This window comes from Methylobacterium sp. Leaf465 (assembly GCF_001424705.1).
Taxonomy (GTDB): domain Bacteria; phylum Pseudomonadota; class Alphaproteobacteria; order Rhizobiales; family Beijerinckiaceae; genus Methylobacterium.
The window spans coordinates 195,336-212,375 of sequence record NZ_LMRA01000044.1 but is presented as its reverse complement, the minus strand read 5'-3'; the positions used below and the strand labels follow the sequence as shown (position 1 = coordinate 212,375).

13 protein-coding genes are annotated in these 17,040 nt (G+C 69.1%); 7 read left to right on the top strand and 6 right to left on the bottom strand.

The window, feature by feature from the left end; translation table 11 throughout:
* Positions 1-4: 4 nt before the first annotated feature.
* Positions 5-430 carry a SufE family protein gene (locus tag ASG51_RS18285; RefSeq protein ID WP_056211975.1) on the top strand — a complete coding sequence of 142 codons (426 nt, stop codon included), beginning with the start codon at positions 5-7 and terminating at the stop codon, positions 428-430.
* 21 nt (positions 431-451) lie between these two features.
* Here ASG51_RS18285 and ASG51_RS18280 read toward each other — a convergent pair whose 3' ends face one another.
* Complete coding sequence (locus tag ASG51_RS18280) at positions 452-1,258, bottom strand: DUF6456 domain-containing protein (RefSeq protein ID WP_244480190.1); 807 nt, start codon at positions 1,256-1,258, stop codon at positions 452-454.
* Positions 1,259-1,568: 310 nt separating this feature from the next.
* The gene (locus ASG51_RS18275) at positions 1,569-2,003 is read right to left on the bottom strand and encodes a MucR family transcriptional regulator (protein ID WP_056382303.1); all 435 of its coding nucleotides are present in this window, start codon (positions 2,001-2,003) and stop codon (positions 1,569-1,571) included.
* Positions 2,004-2,456: 453 nt separating this feature from the next.
* On the opposite strand from ASG51_RS18275, the gene ASG51_RS18270 reads away from it, so the two are divergent.
* Positions 2,457-4,610, top strand: coding sequence for a S9 family peptidase (locus ASG51_RS18270; RefSeq protein WP_056382301.1), 2,154 nt, complete (start codon positions 2,457-2,459; stop codon positions 4,608-4,610).
* A gap of 165 nt (positions 4,611-4,775) precedes the next feature.
* Entirely contained in the window at positions 4,776-7,133 is a 2,358-nt protein-coding gene (locus ASG51_RS18265) for a calcium-binding protein (protein WP_056277444.1), read from the top strand.
* A 23-nt stretch (positions 7,134-7,156) separates the two neighbouring features.
* Here the strand turns inward: ASG51_RS18265 and ASG51_RS18260 are convergent, their stop codons facing one another.
* The 4 genes from ASG51_RS18260 to ASG51_RS18245 form a co-directional block, all read right to left on the bottom strand.
* A complete protein-coding gene (locus ASG51_RS18260; protein WP_082514102.1) occupies positions 7,157-10,798 on the bottom strand; it encodes an AsmA family protein in 3,642 nt (1,213 codons plus the stop codon).
* Between the two features lie 117 nt (positions 10,799-10,915).
* Entirely contained in the window at positions 10,916-11,167 is a 252-nt protein-coding gene (locus tag ASG51_RS18255) for a hypothetical protein (RefSeq protein ID WP_056211983.1), read from the bottom strand.
* A 217-nt stretch (positions 11,168-11,384) separates the two neighbouring features.
* Positions 11,385-11,897: a DUF2442 domain-containing protein gene (locus ASG51_RS18250; RefSeq protein ID WP_056382298.1), complete on the bottom strand. Its 513-nt coding sequence runs from the start codon at positions 11,895-11,897 to the stop codon at positions 11,385-11,387.
* Positions 11,898-11,907: 10 nt separating this feature from the next.
* Positions 11,908-12,150 carry a DUF4160 domain-containing protein gene (locus ASG51_RS18245; RefSeq protein ID WP_056382297.1) on the bottom strand — a complete coding sequence of 81 codons (243 nt, stop codon included), beginning with the start codon at positions 12,148-12,150 and terminating at the stop codon, positions 11,908-11,910.
* Between the two features lie 218 nt (positions 12,151-12,368).
* Here ASG51_RS18245 and ASG51_RS18240 point away from each other — a divergent pair, with 218 nt between their 5' ends.
* The 4 genes from ASG51_RS18240 (at position 12,369) to ASG51_RS18225 (ending at position 17,024) form a co-directional block, all read left to right on the top strand.
* Positions 12,369-14,735, top strand: coding sequence for a UvrD-helicase domain-containing protein (locus ASG51_RS18240; protein WP_056382294.1), 2,367 nt, complete (start codon positions 12,369-12,371; stop codon positions 14,733-14,735).
* A 402-nt stretch (positions 14,736-15,137) separates the two neighbouring features.
* Positions 15,138-15,854 (top strand): PhoH family protein, encoded by a 717-nt coding sequence (locus ASG51_RS18235; RefSeq protein WP_056382292.1) that lies wholly within the window; start codon positions 15,138-15,140, stop codon positions 15,852-15,854.
* A 133-nt stretch (positions 15,855-15,987) separates the two neighbouring features.
* Positions 15,988-16,233, top strand: coding sequence for a hypothetical protein (locus ASG51_RS18230; protein WP_056211991.1), 246 nt, complete (start codon positions 15,988-15,990; stop codon positions 16,231-16,233).
* Between the two features lie 164 nt (positions 16,234-16,397).
* Entirely contained in the window at positions 16,398-17,024 is a 627-nt protein-coding gene (locus tag ASG51_RS18225) for a LysE family translocator (RefSeq protein WP_056382290.1), read from the top strand.
* The last annotated feature ends 16 nt before the right edge of the window (positions 17,025-17,040 follow it).

The window sequence follows — 17,040 nt, the reverse complement described above, 5'->3', positions numbered from 1 at the left end:
ACCCATGCTTCCAGATATTGCGACGATCATCGACAATTTCGGCATCCTCGATGAGGGCCCGGACCGCTACGAGTATCTGATCGAACTCGGGCGTGCCCTGCCGCCGTTCCCGGAGGAGTTGCTGACCGAGGAGAACCGGGTCCATGGCTGCGAGAGCCAAGTCTGGGTCGACGCCCATATCGATCGCGCCGAGACCCCGCCCCGCCTGCACCTGCGGGGGACCAGCGATTCGGTGATCACCAAGGGGTTGATCGCCCTCGTCATGGCCCTTCACGACGGCAAGGCGCCGGAGGACATCGCCAAGGTCGACGTCTTCCAAACCTTCAAGGAGATCGGGCTCGGGGCCCATCTGACCTCGAAGCGTTCCAACGGCGTCCGGGCCATGGCGGAGCGCATCCACCGGGATGCGATCCGCCTGACAGCCGCCTGAACGGCCCCCGCCAAGAACCGATCAGCCCCGCCGCGCCGCTTGCACCGAGGCTTCCCGCCACAGGCGCGACCGGGCACGGTCCGGCCCGACCGCCGCGCGCTCCAGCCCATAATGTTCGGCCAGGCGCGCCAGGGCGATCCGCGCCACCACCTTCGCCGAGCGGGCCGGCCAGCGTCGCTCCGCCTCGATCCGCTCCAGGCCCTTGAGGAAGCCGCACAGGTCGATCAGCAGGCCGGACAGGTCGCTGCCGACGGCATCGAGGGCCGCCCGGACCCGCTGGCGTGCGGCCAGCATCGCGTCGGAGCCGGCGGCCGGATCCCGCGGACCTGATCCATCGACCTTTACGCCGCTCCAATCCTGACCCATCCGCGGCATCAGCGCGGCTCCGGTCAGGTCCCGGCGCAGGCGTTCCCCCGCCTCGAAGCAGGCTGCGTCGATGAGAGGCGTGCCGTCGCGATCCCGCCGCCGCGCCATCCAGGCCAGGGGGCTCTCGGAAGCATCGCGGACCGGCCGGTCCGGCGCGACGAGGCTGCTCACGAGGTCGAGATGCTGGGCGAGATAGGGTGTCTGCGGGCCGGCCGCTTCCCGGCGCAACCGCGCCCGTCCGGCCGGGCTGATCGTCAGGCGGGCCCGGCGTCCCGAGCCGCATTCCGCGAGATCCCGGGCCAGCAATTCGGCGCCCGCGCTTCGCCCGAAGCGACCGCCGCCGACGGAGATGCCGGTGCCGCCCTCCCGGACGATCCATTCCTCGGTCTTGGTGGGATCGGGCAGCGCGTAAGCGCCTTCCTGCGCGAGGGCGTTGAGAAGACGCCGGGCATTGGGGCTCAACACCTCGTTCCCGCAACGGGCGTGCAGAGGGTGGGCGCCATACTCCCGGGCCGGACGCACGGCACCGATCGACGGGGCAGTCCGATCAATGTTCATGGTTTGTTCCAATACTCAGGACAGCGGCGGCACGCGCCAGAACGCCGACAGTACGGGAAAAATATCCTAGTTCAAGTCTTGACGGCCATTTTGCCGACCGCTCGTCAGCCCGTCCCGGTTCGGGGTGGTTGGGGCCGGTCGCGACGCGATCGAGGCCTTTTTGCCAATGGAGACGGGCTCCGGAGACCACGGGTGCTCCGGAGTGGTCGTAGCCTCAAGCCGCTTCGTCGTAGTTCCCGCTGCGGGTCTGTCCGAGACCGATCGCCTTCGCGAGGTCCGAACGCGCCTTGGCGTAGTTCGGAGCAACCATCGGGTAGTCGGGCGGCAGGCCCCACTTGGCGCGGTATTGCTCGGGGCTCATGTCGTACTTGGCGCGCAGGTGGCGCTTCAACGACTTGAAGGTCCGTCCGTCTTCGAGACAGATGATGTGATCGGCCGTCACCGACTTCTTCACGGAGATTGCGGGCTGAAGCGGCGCGGCAGGCGTCCTGGCCTCGATCTGGCCGCTGGCAATCTGGGTCAGTGCCCCATGAATGCGCGTGATCAACTGAGCCAGTTCGCCGGGAGGCACCGGGTTGTTGCTCACATAAGCCGAAACGATGTCGACGGTCAGTTCGACATAATCCGCGGAGTGTTCGATGTCGGTCATAATCGGAAGAGCTCTCCTGACGCGATGCAGTGAATAGGGTACGCAAGCAACTCGACCGCCTTCGCGCCGATGCTCGCTCGTTCCGCGGATCGAACCCGCGGCGTCACCGTCTGTCCTGCATGCGCTATAGAATGCGCAGCAACTTCGCCCGCTACGATTTCTTGATATGCTATTCGCAATGACATCGCAAGACGGGCGTGCGCAGTTCGATAACGTCAAGCAACTGTTGCGAACAATATTTCAACCTTGCCGAATTCTCGGGATCTTCATCCAGGCGTCCGAGCATGAGCCCCCGAGAGACCGTCGGACAGATTGCCGCAGCAGCGGCCGCATCCCTCGTTCCATGTCCCGCACTCCCCACGCGCTTGCTTGCAGCTCACGCTCGCGCCACATGGCACGGCAATATGGAGCGACGCGTCTCCGTGTCTCGACCCTGCGCCAGGATTTTTTGCGATGGCCTCCCAATCAACAAGCCTTTCGGTTTCAGCCACCGCTCCGGTCGCGGAAGTGCGCCCGCACACCTACGAAGTCCACGGCCATGTGATCCGCGACGACTATGCTTGGCTGAAGGCTGAAAACTGGCGGGATGTCCTTAAGGATCCGGCGGCCCTGCCCGCCGATATCCGGGAGCATCTGGCAGGTGAGAACGCCTATTCGGACGCCGCGCTCGCGAACACCACTGCGCTGCGCAAAACCCTCGTCGCCGAGATGCGTGCTCGGATCCGGGAGGACGACAGCAGCGTGCCCGAGCCTGACGGCCCCTATGCCTACTACACCCGCCATCGCGAGGGCGGACAGTATCCGCTGGTGTGTCGGCGGCCGCGTACCGTCGTGGTGATCCCCGGGCAGGGCGCTGAGACGGCGGCCGGCGGGGGGCCGGAAGAGGGGGAGGTCATCCTCATCGATGGTGATCGCGAAGGTGAAGGGCTGACCTTCTTCGAGATCGCCGCAGCGGTCCATTCCGATGACCACCGGTTGCTCGCCTGGAGCGCCGACACCAAGGGCTCGGAACTGCACAGCATCCGGGTGCGTGATTTGGAGACGGGCTCCGAGCTGACGGATCGCGTCGAGGCGACCACCGGGGAGGTGGTCTGGACCGCCGATTCCCGAGCCTTCTTCTACGTCGCCGTCGACGACAACCACCGGCCCGCGCGAGTGATGCGCCATCGTCTCGGCACCGCGCAGGACGCCGATACCCTCGTCTACGAGGAGGCCGATTCCGGCTTCTTCGTCCATATCGAGGAGACGCAATCGGGCGACTACGTGGTGGTGACGGCCAGCGACCACGAAACGTCCGAGGTTCATCTCCTCGACCGTCGGACGGGGGAGGGTACGCTCACCGTGGTGCAGCCGCGCGAGCCGCTGCTGATCTACTCGGTCGAGAACTGGGCCAACCACCTCTTCATCCTCACGAATGCCGACGGAGCCGAGGACTTCAAGATCGTCACCGCCCGGGTGGAGGCTCCCGGTCGCGAGAACTGGACCGACGTCATCGCCCACCGTCCCGGCGTGATGATTCGTCACCAGCACGTGATCGCCGATCATCTCGTGCGCCTCGAGATCGAGAATGCACGCCCGCGGATCGTCGTGCGCGACACCAAGGGCAACGAGCACGTGGTGGCCTTCGCCGAGGAGGCCTATTCCCTCGGCCTGCAGCCGGGGCACGAGTTCGAGACGGCGGTGATCCGCTTCACCTACTCGTCGATGACGACGCCGGCGGAGACCTACGATTACGACTGCGTCACCCGGGCCCGGCAGTTGCGCAAGCGTCAGACCGTGCCCAGCGGCCACAACCCGGCGGACTACATCACCCGGCGCCTGTTCGCCACGGCGGCGGACGGCGAGACCGTGCCGATCTCGCTGCTACACCGGCGCGATTGCCCGCTCGACGGTACCGCCCCGCTGCTGCTCTACGGCTACGGCTCCTACGGGACGCTGATGCCGGCCGCCTTCCGCACCAACCTGCTGTCGCTGGTCGACCGCGGCTTCGTCTACGCCATCGCCCACGTGCGTGGCGGGACCGAGAAGGGCTGGCGCTGGTACCTCGATGGCAAGCGCGAGAAGAAGCCCAACACCTTCTCGGATTTCGTTGCCTGTGCCCGCGCTCTGATCGAAGCCGATTATACCGCCCAGGGCCGCATCGTGGCCCATGGCGGCTCGGCCGGCGGCATGCTGATGGGGGCGGTCGCCAACCTCGCGCCGGAGCTGTTTGCCGGCATCGTGGCCGACGTGCCCTTCGTCGACGTGCTGAACACCATGCTCGATGGTGAACTGCCGCTGACGCCGCCCGAATGGCCGGAATGGGGAAACCCGCGCGAGAGCCTCGCGGCCTTCGAGACGATCCTGGCCTACTCGCCCTATGACAACGTGGCGGCCAAGGCCTATCCGGCGATCCTGGCGCTCGGTGGCCTGACCGACCCGCGCGTGACCTACTGGGAGCCGGCGAAGTGGGTCGCGCGCCTGCGGGCGACCATGACGGGCGGTGGCCCGATCCTCCTGCGCATCAACATGGAGGCGGGGCATGGGGGCGCCGCCGGGCGCTTCGATCGCCTGGAGGAGGTCGGCCTGATCCAGGCCTTCGCCCTGCTGGCCGTCGGCAGGGCCTGAGAGGCGTACGCGGGCGAAGGGTCGAGCCAGATCGAGGGGCGGGACGAAATCCCGCCCCGAATTGCTTCGAACCGCGCAACTTTATTGATCCTTGTAAGATCCGCCGCATCCCTGGTCGGTATTCTCCCGTGAGGCAACTTTTGGTTGTGTCCCGAGGGGGTGTGCATGACGAGAATTTCAGTGACATGGGCCGACGATTGGTCCCGGAGCCAAGCCGGCGGGCGAGCGGACCTCATCCTAGCCACTGCGCAAGCTGCCGCCGATGGTTGGGGCAAGTATATCCAGGGCAACGGCACGATCGACCTCACCGTCGCAATCGGCAACGTCGGAGGTGGGAATTATCTCGCGAACGGGGGTCCGAACGGAACCTGGGACGGACGCTTCTCGGCAGCCATTCACAAGGCGCGCTTGGGTTGGGACGGAAATGGAGGCGCTCCGGACGGGAAGGTGACCTTGGGCGAGCACCGGCTCGACAGCTTGTTTTACGATCCGACAGGTGCGGCCTCTGTTCCGTGGGATAAAATCGATGCCTATTCGCTGTTCCAGCATGAATTCGGGCATGCCCTGGGATTCGTCGACCTTCCGGCCACATGGTCCAACGGGAACAACGAGTTCTCTGGGCCCAACGTTCAGGCTTCGAACGGCCGCTCGATCCCGCTCGACGACTCCCGCTCCCATGTCGCCGGTCGAGAGGATCTGATGGATCCCTGGTCTTCTATGGGCAGCCGTGCGGCGATCACGGATCTCGATCTCGCGATCTTCCAGGATATGGGCATGCCGATCGCCACCGAGCGGGCTGACCGGATCGGGCTCGACTACCCGAACGAGGAATTCTTTGCCTTTGGTGGGGACGACTGGGTCGATGGCGGGTGGGGCGACGATCGGATCGACGGGGGGACCGGCGACGACAGCCTGTTCGGCAGCGGCGGCAACGATATGCTGATCGGTGGTGCGGGCGACGATATCCTGGATGGGGGGTGGGGGTACGACACCCTCGATGGCGGCGAGGGCCGCGACCGGGCGACGTATTCCGGTAACCCCGCCGACTTTGCCGTCATCTACGATGCCACCAGCAGGGGCGGCGCCCTCAGGATCAAGAACATCGCCAGCGGCGAGGTCGACATCCTCACGGGGATCGAATCCCTGCGCATCGGCGACGTCGAACTTGATGTGAAGGGTTTGTTGGCTCACCTCCGGGCACGCTTCGGCCCCATCGGGACCGACTCCAAGAGCCGGTTCGAGATGCTGTTGACGGACACCTCCGACGAAGCCTTCGTGGCCGACATCCCGGAGATCGACGGCGGCTTCGTGGCGAGCGCCCTGGTGCGCTTCGATAACCTCGCCGGCGGCAGCCATCAGCGCGTCTTCGACACCGGAAACGGAGCGTGGAGCGATAACATCTGGCTCGGCCAGGTCGGCAGCAGCCGCGACATGGGCTTCGAGATCTATGCCGGCTCCGGCGTGCATCGCATCGTGGCCAAGGATGCGATCGTGCAGGGGGTCGAGGCGCGCTGGACGGCTGCCGTGGACCCCAACGGGCGCATGAGCCTGTCCAAGGACGGGGTCCTCCTGGCGCAGGGGCAGGGTGAGGTCCCCCGCGACATCGTCCGTACGAGCGACCTCGTGGGCAAGTCCAACTGGTCATACGACACGGACCTCATGGGCACCGTCTACGACCTGAGCTTCAAGGCGGACGGAGTCGCCGATCTTCACGGCGCCTTCTCGGCCACCGCCAAGGTCCGGTTCGACGATCTCGATGCGGGTCCCTGGCAGCGGGTCTACGACCTGGGCAACGGAACGAGTGGCGACAACGTCTTCCTCGGCCAGATCGGGACGTCGAATGACATGCAGTTCACGATCCAGAACGGGAGCAGGGAGGGAACCCTGATTGCCAGGAATGCGATCGTGGAGGGACAGGAGGCGTCCTGGACGACCAGCGTCAACGAGGCGGGCTGGATGCGCCTGTTCAAGGACGGTACGATCCTGGCCGAGGGGCAGGGCGTCGTGCCGAAGGACATCGAACGGACCAATGAGTTCGTCGGCAAATCCCCCTGGTCCATCGATGCCCCGCTGGCGGGCAAGGTCAGCGACCTGGAGGTCACCGCGTACAAAGGGATCCCAGAGATCGAGGGCGCCTTCAAGGTGTTCGCCGAAGCCCGCTTCGACGATCTGGCCGGTGGCAGTTACCAGCGCATCTTCGACACCGGCAACGGGGCCTGGGAGGACAACGTCTGGCTCGGTCAAGCCTGGACGAGTGACGACATGGCCTTCGAGATCATCGCGGGGTCGGAAACCTACCGGATCACCGCCTACGATGCGATCGTGGAAGGCGAAACGGCCCGATGGCAGGCCAGTGTGGACGACGGGGGCTACATGCGCCTGTTCAAGAACGACACCCTGATGGCCGAGGGTCCAGGGGGCGTTCCCCGCGATGTGCTCCGCACCAGCGATCTGGTGGGGAAGTCGAACTGGTCCTACGATGCCGACTTGGCCGGTCAGATCAACGAACTGATCTTCATGTAGAACGGTACCGCCCACCCCTTCCGCTAGGGGCCCGGGGGCGTACCCTCCCGGTCCCGGTCCCGGTCCCGGTCCCGGTCCCGGTCCCGGTCCCGGGGCGGCTCCGGCTCGCTGCGCTGGCGGCGCGCCGCCTCTTCGGCGGCCCTTTCGGCCTCCTGCTGGGCCGCTTGCTGTGCCCGCAGACGCGCCTGGCGGGCGGCGTCCTCGGAGGCCGCTTTCTCGGCCGCCAGCTTGTCCGCCGCGGCCTTGATGGCGAGGGCGCGGGCCCTGTCCATCTCGATGCGGGCGCGGCGGCGCTGGCGCTCGCTCTGGTCGGCTTCGAACAGCTCGATTTTCTCGAGTTCGCGCTGGAGCACCAGGGCGGCGAGCCCGTTGGTCACCGGTCCGGCGTCGATGCTGCGCTCAGGGTTTCGGATCGGACCGCTGAAGCCGAGCTGGATCGAGGGGTTCGCCCCGCTCCAGCCCTTGGGCGCCTGGCCGGCGAGGAGAGACCCGCGCGCATCGATGCGCGCGTCCCGCAGGTCGACGCCGAGAGTCCCGCTCCAGCGCGCGGATCCGAGGGGCAAGGTCAGCGGGCCGGCCCGCAAGGTACCGCCGACGAGGCTCGCCGGGCTCGAGACCGGCCCCTTCACGGTGAGCGGGCCCGCGCCGAGCTCCTCGGCCGCGAGGGCCTGCAGGCGGCCTTCCCGCAGGGGATCGTCCTCCGCGAGCGCCCGTGTCAGCGCCCGATCGAGACCGGCCGGATCGGCCCCCGGCAGGCTGAGGCCGGTGAGCGTGAGGGTGCCGCTGCCGCCGAGGTTGTTCATCAATCCGGTCAGGCTCTCGCCCGAACTGCCGAAGCGGAGCTGGGCGGAGACCCGACCGTCCACCGGCCCCGGGCCGACCAAGCCGGGGATCGCCGCATCGGTGATCTGGCCCTCGCCGGAGAGCGCGGCGGCGCCGCCCTGACGTGTCGAGGTCGCGCGTCCCGCGATGCGTCCACCGGCGAGGGTCGCGTCGAGGTCACGCAGGGTCAGGGTCTCGCCGTCCAGGGTGACGCCGAGGGTCGCGCCGGTCGCCGTGAGCCCGCGCCCGAGGTCGAGGCTGTCGACCCGGAGGCCGAGGGAGACCGCCGGCCGGCCGGCCGGAACCGGCGCGAACCGCGTGCTCGCGGGGCTCTGGCCGGGTCCGCGCGGGGCCTCGGTCGGCAGGATCGTGGCACTGGCCAGCAGCGGCAGGGCGAGGCGGGTCAGGGACGCGCTGCCGCCGATCGCGCCCTCGGCCGTGCGGGTGAGGTCGGCCGAGACGGGCTGGCCGGCGATCCGGCCGACGACGCCCAGGCGCAGGTCCGGGCCGGCCCGCGACAGGCGCAGACCGAGATCGGCCGGCAGCGGCCCGGGGATCGGCACGGCGCTGCCCGCCAGGGTGAGGAGCGGCGCGAGATCGGGCAGGGCGAACTGAAGCGCGCCGGCTCGCGGCAGGGGCTCGGCGGCGTCGAGGAGGATCGGCTGCACCGTCGCGACGGTGATGTCGGCGACCGTCCCGCTCAGGCGCAGGGCGAGCCCCCCGGGAGACGCGGTGCCGTCGGACGGGGCGGGTACGCCGGCGATGCGCAGGTATCCGGGCCGGCGCAGGGCCGGGACATCGGTGCGCCCGAACCAGGGGGCCGCGTTCGCCGTCGCGATGGTGAGGTCGAGGGTGTCGATGCGGCCCGCCCGGCTCAGGAGGTCGAGGTCGAGGGTGCCGCCCGCTGCGTCGCCCTTGGCGCCGACCCGCAGGGTGTCGGCCGCGCCCGCATCCCGCTCGAGGTTGACCGCGAGGTCGAGGGCCCCGTTTCGCAGGAAGGCCGGGACCCGGCGGGCCTCCGCCACCCAGACCCGGTCGAGGAGCGCGAACAGGGGGGCGGCCACCGCCGCCGAGACCTGCCCGGCGATCCGGCCCGTGCCGTCCGGGCTGATCCGGCCCGAGAGCTTGGCATTGGCGCCGGCCAGGTCGGTGATGGCGAGGCTGTCGACCACGAGGCTCGGGCCGTCCGACTGGATGCTCGCCGCGATGGTGCCGTTGCCCGAATGAGCGCCGGCGGGCCCGTAGCGCACGTCCCGGGCCTGGAGCGTGATCCCGACATCGTGGCCCCGCAGGTCCGCGAGGGTGCCGCTCAGCACCGGCAGGGCGGCGATGTCGATGCCATGCGCGGCGAGCTGTGCATCGAAGCGGCCGCGCGCCGGTCCCTCGGCCGCCGTGTAGCGGGCATTGCCGGTGATGCGGGCCTCGCCGAGCCCGAGGCGCAGGTTGCGCAGGGACACCGTGCCGGCGGCCACCGAGAGGTCGGTATTCACCTGCACCGGACGACCGTCCATCACCGCCGCGGCCGGGCCTTCGAGCCCGAGGCGCCGCAGGTAGCGGCCGAACCCGTCGGAGGCCGGCGTGTCGAGGGACAGGCGCCCGGTGAAGCGCAGGCCGGTCTCGGTGTCGATCTCACCGCTGGCGCCCAGGGCCGTGGCGCCCGGCGCGGTGACATCGAGGCGGCGCAGCACCACGCCGCCGGTGCGGTCGAGGGTGCCGCTGGCGGCCAGCCCCGTCCACTCGTCGAGGCCGAGGGCCAGGCTCTCCGCCGCGAGGTCCAGGTCCACCATGATCGGCAGTCCGAGGCCGTTGCGGCCGCCGGTGTTCGGCAGGCCGCGGGCGATCAGCGCCTGTCCGGCCGCCGAGGTCAGGAAGGCGTCGAGGTCGAGGCGACGGGCGGAGAGCGCCAGGGCGCCGCGCCACTGCTTCAGGTCGAGCTGACCCGAGCCGCCCAGGCGCAGGGCCTGGCCGCCGGGATCGATCTCCAGGGCGACGTCGGTGAATCGGGCCGTCAGGCCGCGCCCCTTGAATTTGCCGGCAAGGGAGAAGGGCAGATAGGCGCCCGCCGCCTGGACCGGCGGCCCGACGACGATCCGGGCGCTGCCTTCGGCCACCGCCGAGGTCAGGCGCCGTCCGCCCGTCGCCGTGCCGGCGGGTGCGAGGCCGATGCGGGCATCGGCCTCGAAGCGGGGCTGCGTGTCGCCGCCGCCCGCGATCTTCACGTTGACGCCGTCGGGCCCGAGCTCACCGGTCGAGACCCGGAAGGGGACGCCCCGGCTCGTGCCTTCGGCCCGCCAGGGGCCGACGAGGGCGGGCGCGGAGACCTGAAGGGCCTCGGCGTAGAACTGCTCGGTCCGGCCCGTCGCGAGCACCTGGGTCGTCAGCACGAACTGCCGGATCGACAGGTCCTCGATGGCGAGGTCGCGCCGCAGGGCCGCCGACAGCCCGCGCGTGGGCAGGAGCATCGCCTCGCCATCGGTGACGGGGAGCTTGACCTCCGCCCGGCCGACCCGCGTCTCGGTGAACAGGATCTCGCCCTTCAGCAGGGGCGCCAGGGCGATCTCGGCCTTGATCCACTGCAGGTCGAGCTGGGGCTGGTCGAGGGCTGGCTTCTGCGCGACGCCGGCCCCGGACCCCAGCCGCAGGCGATCGAGCTTGAGGCGCGGCGAGGGCAGGAGCCGGACACCGATACGGCCCTCGGTCTGAGCCGCGACCCCGAGGGAGCGCGCGATCGTCCGGTCGATCGTCCCGCGATAGCCCTCCCAGGCCACGAAGGGCGGGACGGCGAGCGCCGCGACGAGGAGCAGGATGACGGCGCCCGCCAGCGCGGTCAGGATGTCACGCACCGTCTCTGTTCCGCCTCGTCACCCGGGTCGGGCCCCGCTCCGTCGGCGGACATAGCACAGGGAACGCCCGCGCGCGCCAGGGCCGGCGCGCCGCGTCCGGCGCCCCGGGGCCGCGGCTCAGCGACGGCCCGGAACGACGATCGGGGCGGGGGGGGCGCTCGGCCGGAACAGGTCGCCGCGCTGGATCTGCAGGCGCGTCTGGTTGGTGTCGAATTGCTGGCGCTGCTCGATGCCCCGGAGTTCGCTGCGGTTGGACAGGCGCTCGTTGGTGGCATTCAGGCTGTCGACGCCCCGCGACGAGACCTGGGCGAGGGCCGGACCGGCGGCGAGGAGCGCGAGGCCGGCGAGAAGGGCGGGGGAGCTACGCATGGCGGCGTCCTTGTCAGGTGCACTGTGATGTCGTGATCTGGTGAGACGACCTGCCGGTGGGAAGGCGGGTTCCGGTTTTCGAAGGTTCTGCGACGCTGCGTGAGACTGCCGCATCGATCGTCGGCAGCGACGGGAGGTTGCGGGTTTCCGTCCTCTTCCGTCCTTGGCCGCCGGAGTCTCAGTGTGTCGCGGTCTCTGCTCGGCGGACCGCGCCACCCTACGCCGCGCTGGGTGCGCCCACGCGGCGCGGGCGGCCCCGCTTGCGCGGCCGGTAATGGGCGTCGAGCAGGATCGGGTCGCGCAGGGCCGCCCGACACGCCATCGCAACGGGAGTCGGCACCGCGCTGATGCCCGCCTTGTAGGCGTTCCACGTGCTCAGCGAGAGGCCGAGGAAATCCGCGGATTCCTGGTTCGACAGTCCGGCGGCTGTCTGCCACGCAGTCACCTCCGCGCGGCCGAACCGCCGCTGTTCGTCCGCGATCAGCCTGAGATGATGCGCATCGATGGCGAGGTCCCCGTCCTCGCTGCCCCATTCCACAGAGGTCCCGTGATCTCCGAGCCGGACCGTCGCGAACAGGGCCGGATCGTTCAGAGGCGACAGGATCTCACCGCCGGTGGCGATCCATCCGGCGAGGTCCACGCGGTCGGACCGGTCGTCGCGCCACATCACGCCGAGGCCGGTGGGACCCGTGGCGATGACGGTTGAGATGCGGGGCAGGGGATCGTTCACGGCAACCTCCTCAGGCAATCGGGAAGCGGGCGTTGGTCCGATTCCATTCGGCCGCGACGGCGGCGCGGTTCTCGGCGGCCCAGGCCAGGGCCTCGCGCTCGATCTTGCCCGGCAGGGCGCCGGCCAACAGTCGGAGGGTGGCAATCTCCACGAGAGCCTCGTCATCCGGTGTCAGGATGTGGAAATGCGGCGGCAGATGATCGTTGACATAGAACCGAATGATGATGCTCCCCGACTGATAGAGCTCGCCCATCGCCGCGCCTCACCCATCCCGTCGAGACATAGTCCTGGCCCGGGCTGGCGGAAATTCCTCATCCGATTTTCGGATGAATTTAATCGCCGATCCGACACTCTCCGGGATACGAGGTGCTTCCGAGATGGAGCCTCGGAGACCGTCGAGGCGGAGGCCGGGCCACTCCGGAAACGCGGGCGACCCTCGACGCCGTTCGCGTTTTGGTCCAGGGATGCGCGATGACTCAACGCTTCGACGCGGCCGGCGCATCCGCCTCCGACGCCGCCCCGACCTCCATCGCCGCCCGTGCCATGGCCTCCCTCCGGCCGCAGGGCTCGCCCTACCTCGAAGGGCTGAACGCCGAGCAGCGCCGCGCCGTCGAGGCGACGGACGGGCCGGTGCTCGTGCTGGCCGGGGCCGGCACCGGCAAGACACGGGTGCTGACGACGCGCATCGCCCACCTGATCGCGACGGCCAAGGCGCGGCCCTTCGACATCCTCTCGGTGACCTTCACCAACAAGGCCGCCCGCGAGATGAAGCACCGCATCGGCGGGCTCATCGGGCCGGCCGGCGAGGGCATGCCCTGGCTCGGCACCTTCCATTCCATCGGCACCAAGATCCTGCGCCGGCACGCCGAACTGGTGGGCCTGCGCTCCGACTTCACGATTCTCGGGATGGACGACCAGCTGCGGCTGATGAAGCAGGTCATCGTCGATCAGAACATCGACGAGAAGCGCTGGCCCGCGCGCGCCCTGTCCTCTGCCATCGACGGCTGGAAGAATCGCGGCCTCCTGCCCGAGCAGGTGCCGCCCGGCGAGGCCCAGGCCTTCGCCTTCGGCAAGGGCGGGGCGCTCTATGCCGCCTATCAGGCCCGGCTCCTGACCCTCAACGCCGCCGATTTCGGCGACCTGCTGCTGCTCTGCCTCAAGCTCTGGCGCGAGAACCCCGACGTGCTGGAAAACTACCAGCAGCGCTTCCGCTACATCCTCGTGGACGAGTACCAGGACACCAACGTCGCCCAGTACCTCTGGCTGCGCCTGCTGGCGCAGGGCCACCGCAACGTCGCCTGCGTGGGCGACGACGACCAGTCGATCTACGGCTGGCGTGGCGCCGAGGTCGACAACATCCTGCGCTTCGAGCACGACTTTCCCGGCGCCGTGGTGGTCCGCCTGGAGCGCAACTACCGCTCCACCGGCCATATCCTCGCCGCCGCCTCCGGCCTCATCGCCAGGAACGAGGGCCGCCTCGGCAAGACCCTGCGCACCGAGGACGTCGCCGGCGAGAAGGTGACGGTGTCGGGCGCCTGGGATTCGGAGGAGGAGGCCCGCCAGGTGGCGGAAGCCATCGAGAGTCTCCAGGCCCAGCAGCATCCCCTCTCGGAGATCGCCGTGCTGGTGCGCATCTCGGCCCAGATGCGCGAGATCGAGGACCGGTTCGTCCAGCTCGGCCTGCCCTACCGGGTCATCGGCGGCCCGCGCTTCTACGAGCGGGCCGAGATCCGCGACGCGCTCGCCTATCTGCGCGTCACCGCCAACCCCTCCGACGACCTCGCCTTCGAGCGCATCTTCAACACGCCCAAGCGAGGCCTCGGCGACGCCACCCTGCAGGCGCTGCACGCCTATGCCCGGGCCGAGCGGGTGCCGCTGCTCCAGGCGGCCCGCCTCGTCGTGGAGACCGACGAGCTGAAGCCCCGCGCCCGGTCCGGCGTCCGCGCCCTGGTCGAGAGCTTCTCACGCTGGGCCCGGCTGGTGGGAACCCAGCCGCATTCGGAGGTGGCGCAGACCATCCTGGAGGAATCCGGCTACACCGAGATGTGGCAGAAGGAGAAGTCGGCCGACGCCGCCGGACGCCTGGAGAACCTCAAGGAGTTCGTCCGCTCCATGGAGGAGTTCCCGGACCTTGCCGCCTTCCTCGAGCACGTCTCGCTGGTCATGGAGGCCAGCGAGCAGGAGGGGGCCGACCGGGTCTCGCTGATGACCCTCCACGCCGCCAAGGGCCTGGAATTCGACACCGTCTTCCTGCCGGGCTGGGAGGATGGCCTGTTTCCGAACCAGCGGGCGCTCGACGAGAGCGGCCGCGCCGGGCTGGAGGAGGAGCGCCGCCTCGCCCATGTCGGCCTGACCCGGGCCCGCAAGCGCGCCAAGCTGTCCTTCGCCGTCAACCGGCGTATCCACGGCCTGTGGTCCTCCACGGTGCCGAGCCGCTTCATCGACGAGTTGCCCGAGGACAGCGTCGACGTGATCGATGCCCCCGCCCACTTCGCGGCCGGGGCCTCGCGCTTCGACCGGAACCCGGCGCCCTTCGGCTCGTCCTACGGCACGCCCGGCTGGCAGCGGGCCCAGGCCAATACGGCGCAGTCCGGAAACGCCAACGGCTACGGGGTCGGCAACCGTTCGCCGGCCAGTCGGGGCGGCCCGCGCCAGATCGAGGGCGAGCTCATCGCCAAATCGACGGGTGCGCCCTCCGCTTTCAGCGTCGACATGCGGGTGTTCCACACCAAGTTCGGCCCGGGCACCGTCGCGGGTGTGGACGGCAACAAGCTGACCGTTGATTTCGACAAGGCCGGCCGGAAGATGGTCCTCGACAGCTTCATCCAGGCGGCCTGATCGCGGGACGCGGGGGCTGCGGAGGACGTCGGGCGGATGCGGACTGCGTCTTTTGCGACACAGCCCAGGGCAATCGACCGCCGCGGCGGATCGGCTCCCGCAGCGCAGCATCGACGCAGACTTTTTACATCATTCCGAAGAATAGTGGATGTCACGCCCCTGTCGCGCCCGGCGCGGCATGGTGCGTGCAACGCACAGTCCTGCGGTCATCGGGACCGTATCGGGAATCCACAGCCTTGAGGGACCCGTCCGGAACTTGAGGGCGGTCTCCGGATTGGCTGTGAAGCGGGCGAAGTCGAAAGGATCGCCGAAACGGGATCAATCGAAAGTGATGCGAAGCAAGTTCAGCAAGTCAGGCTCAGATTAAATCCAGGTTGGCAAGTCCGGTTGGAGTGTTGATCGATGAAGAGACGCCGCGCACGACTTGAACTCGTTGAGGACCGTCCGGTCCGGCTGCACAAGACCCGCTTCGACGAAGAACGCAACCTAAGTCCGATCCAGCCCCTCACCGACCGGCAGGCGCAGTACCTCGACGCCCTGGCCCTTCACAAGCAGGTGATCGTCCTCGGCCCCGCCGGCACCGGCAAGACCTTCATCGCCGGGACCCGCGCCGCCGACCAGCTCCGCCAGCGCCGCATCGCCAAGGTGATCATCACCCGGCCGAACGTGCCCTCTGGCCGCTCCCTCGGCTTCTTTCCCGGAACGTTGGAAGAGAAGATCGCCCCCTGGGTCGCTCCCCTTACGGAGACCATGAAGGAGCGCATGGGCGAGGCCTCCTTCGAGATCGCGGTGAAGACCGGCGACATCGAGGTGGTGCCCTTCGAGGTCATGCGTGGACGCACCTTCAAGAACTGCCTCGTGATCCTCGACGAGGCCCAGAATACCACCACCGCCGAGATCAAGATGTTCCTCACCCGCATCGGTGACGATTGCCAGGTGATCATCAACGGCGACGTGTCCCAGACGGACTTACGCGAGACGTCTGGCCTGCGCACGGTGATCCACCTGATCAAGAGTCGGATGATGCCGATCCCGGTGGTAGAATTTACCCTCGACGATATCGTCCGCTCCGGAATTTGTGCTGAGTGGGTGCGGGCTTTCGAGGAAACGAATCTCTGACTCAGGTGTTGTCAGCGGCGGGCCGGAACGGGGCCTGCCGCTCACTCCGGTGCGCGACACGAGTTTCTCGGCCTCGGGTGCGAGAGAACAAACCGGGTGCCGCGCTCGGACAAATGAGAATGGGAGTCTTCACGTGAGGAAACTGACCCTTGCCTTCGCCGTGCTCGCCTCGCTCGGCGGTGCCAGCCTCGCCACCTCCGCCTCGGCCGCACCGGGTGCCCCGCTGGGCGTGACCGCCCCCGAGACCGTGTCCACCGTGCAGATGCGCATGGAGCGCCGGATGGAGCGTCGCATGATGCACCGTCGCATGGAGCGCCGCATGATGCGCCGTCACATGGAGCGCCGGATGATGCACCGTCGCATGATGCGCCGGATGTGATCGGTCGACCGATCTGACTGATCTGGAGAAGGGTCCCTCGCGGGGCCCTTTTTCGTTGCGCGCCGGGCTGCCCCGCCTCCCGGCCGGGCGCGGCCCCGGACGCGGTCTGCTAAGAGGCTGCCGGAGCGCACCAGGGCGTGCGCGTTCGATCCGGGAGCCCGGCCGTGACCTTACAGACCTGGTGGCTGTTCTTCGGCGCCGTCTTCCTCCTGTCCGGCACGCCGGGGCCGAACATGCTGCACATCCTGGCGCGCAGCGTCCGCGTCGGCCTGCGTCGCAGCCTCGCCGCCATGGCCGGGTGCCTGAGCGCCGTGGTCCTTGTGCTGGTGGCCTCCGCGGCGGGACTGAGCGCCGTCCTCCTGGCGTCGCCGGTCCTGTTCGATGGCCTGCGCTATGCCGGCGTCGCCTATCTCGTGGGGCTCGGCATCCGGGCCTGGCGCGGGCGGGACGGGGCGCTGGACGTCCCCGGGCACACGGGGAGCCCTGCGCCGGTCAGGCTGGGGCGTCTCTACCGCGACGGGCTGCTGATCGGCCTGAGCAATCCCAAGCTCCTCCTGTTCGCCAGCGCCTTCCTGCCGCAATTCGTCGAGCCGGCACGGCCGCAGGCCCCGCAATTCGCGATCCTGATCGTCACCTTCGCGGGGGCGGAGCTGTTCTGGTACGGGGTCTACGCCCTCGGCGGCCGCCGGCTCGCCGCATCCCTGACCCGCCCGGCGCTCCGGCGGGCCTTCGACCGGATCACCGGCGGGATCTTCCTCGGCTTCGGCGCCATGCTCCTTGGCACGCGCTGAGGCGGGGCGGCCCGGC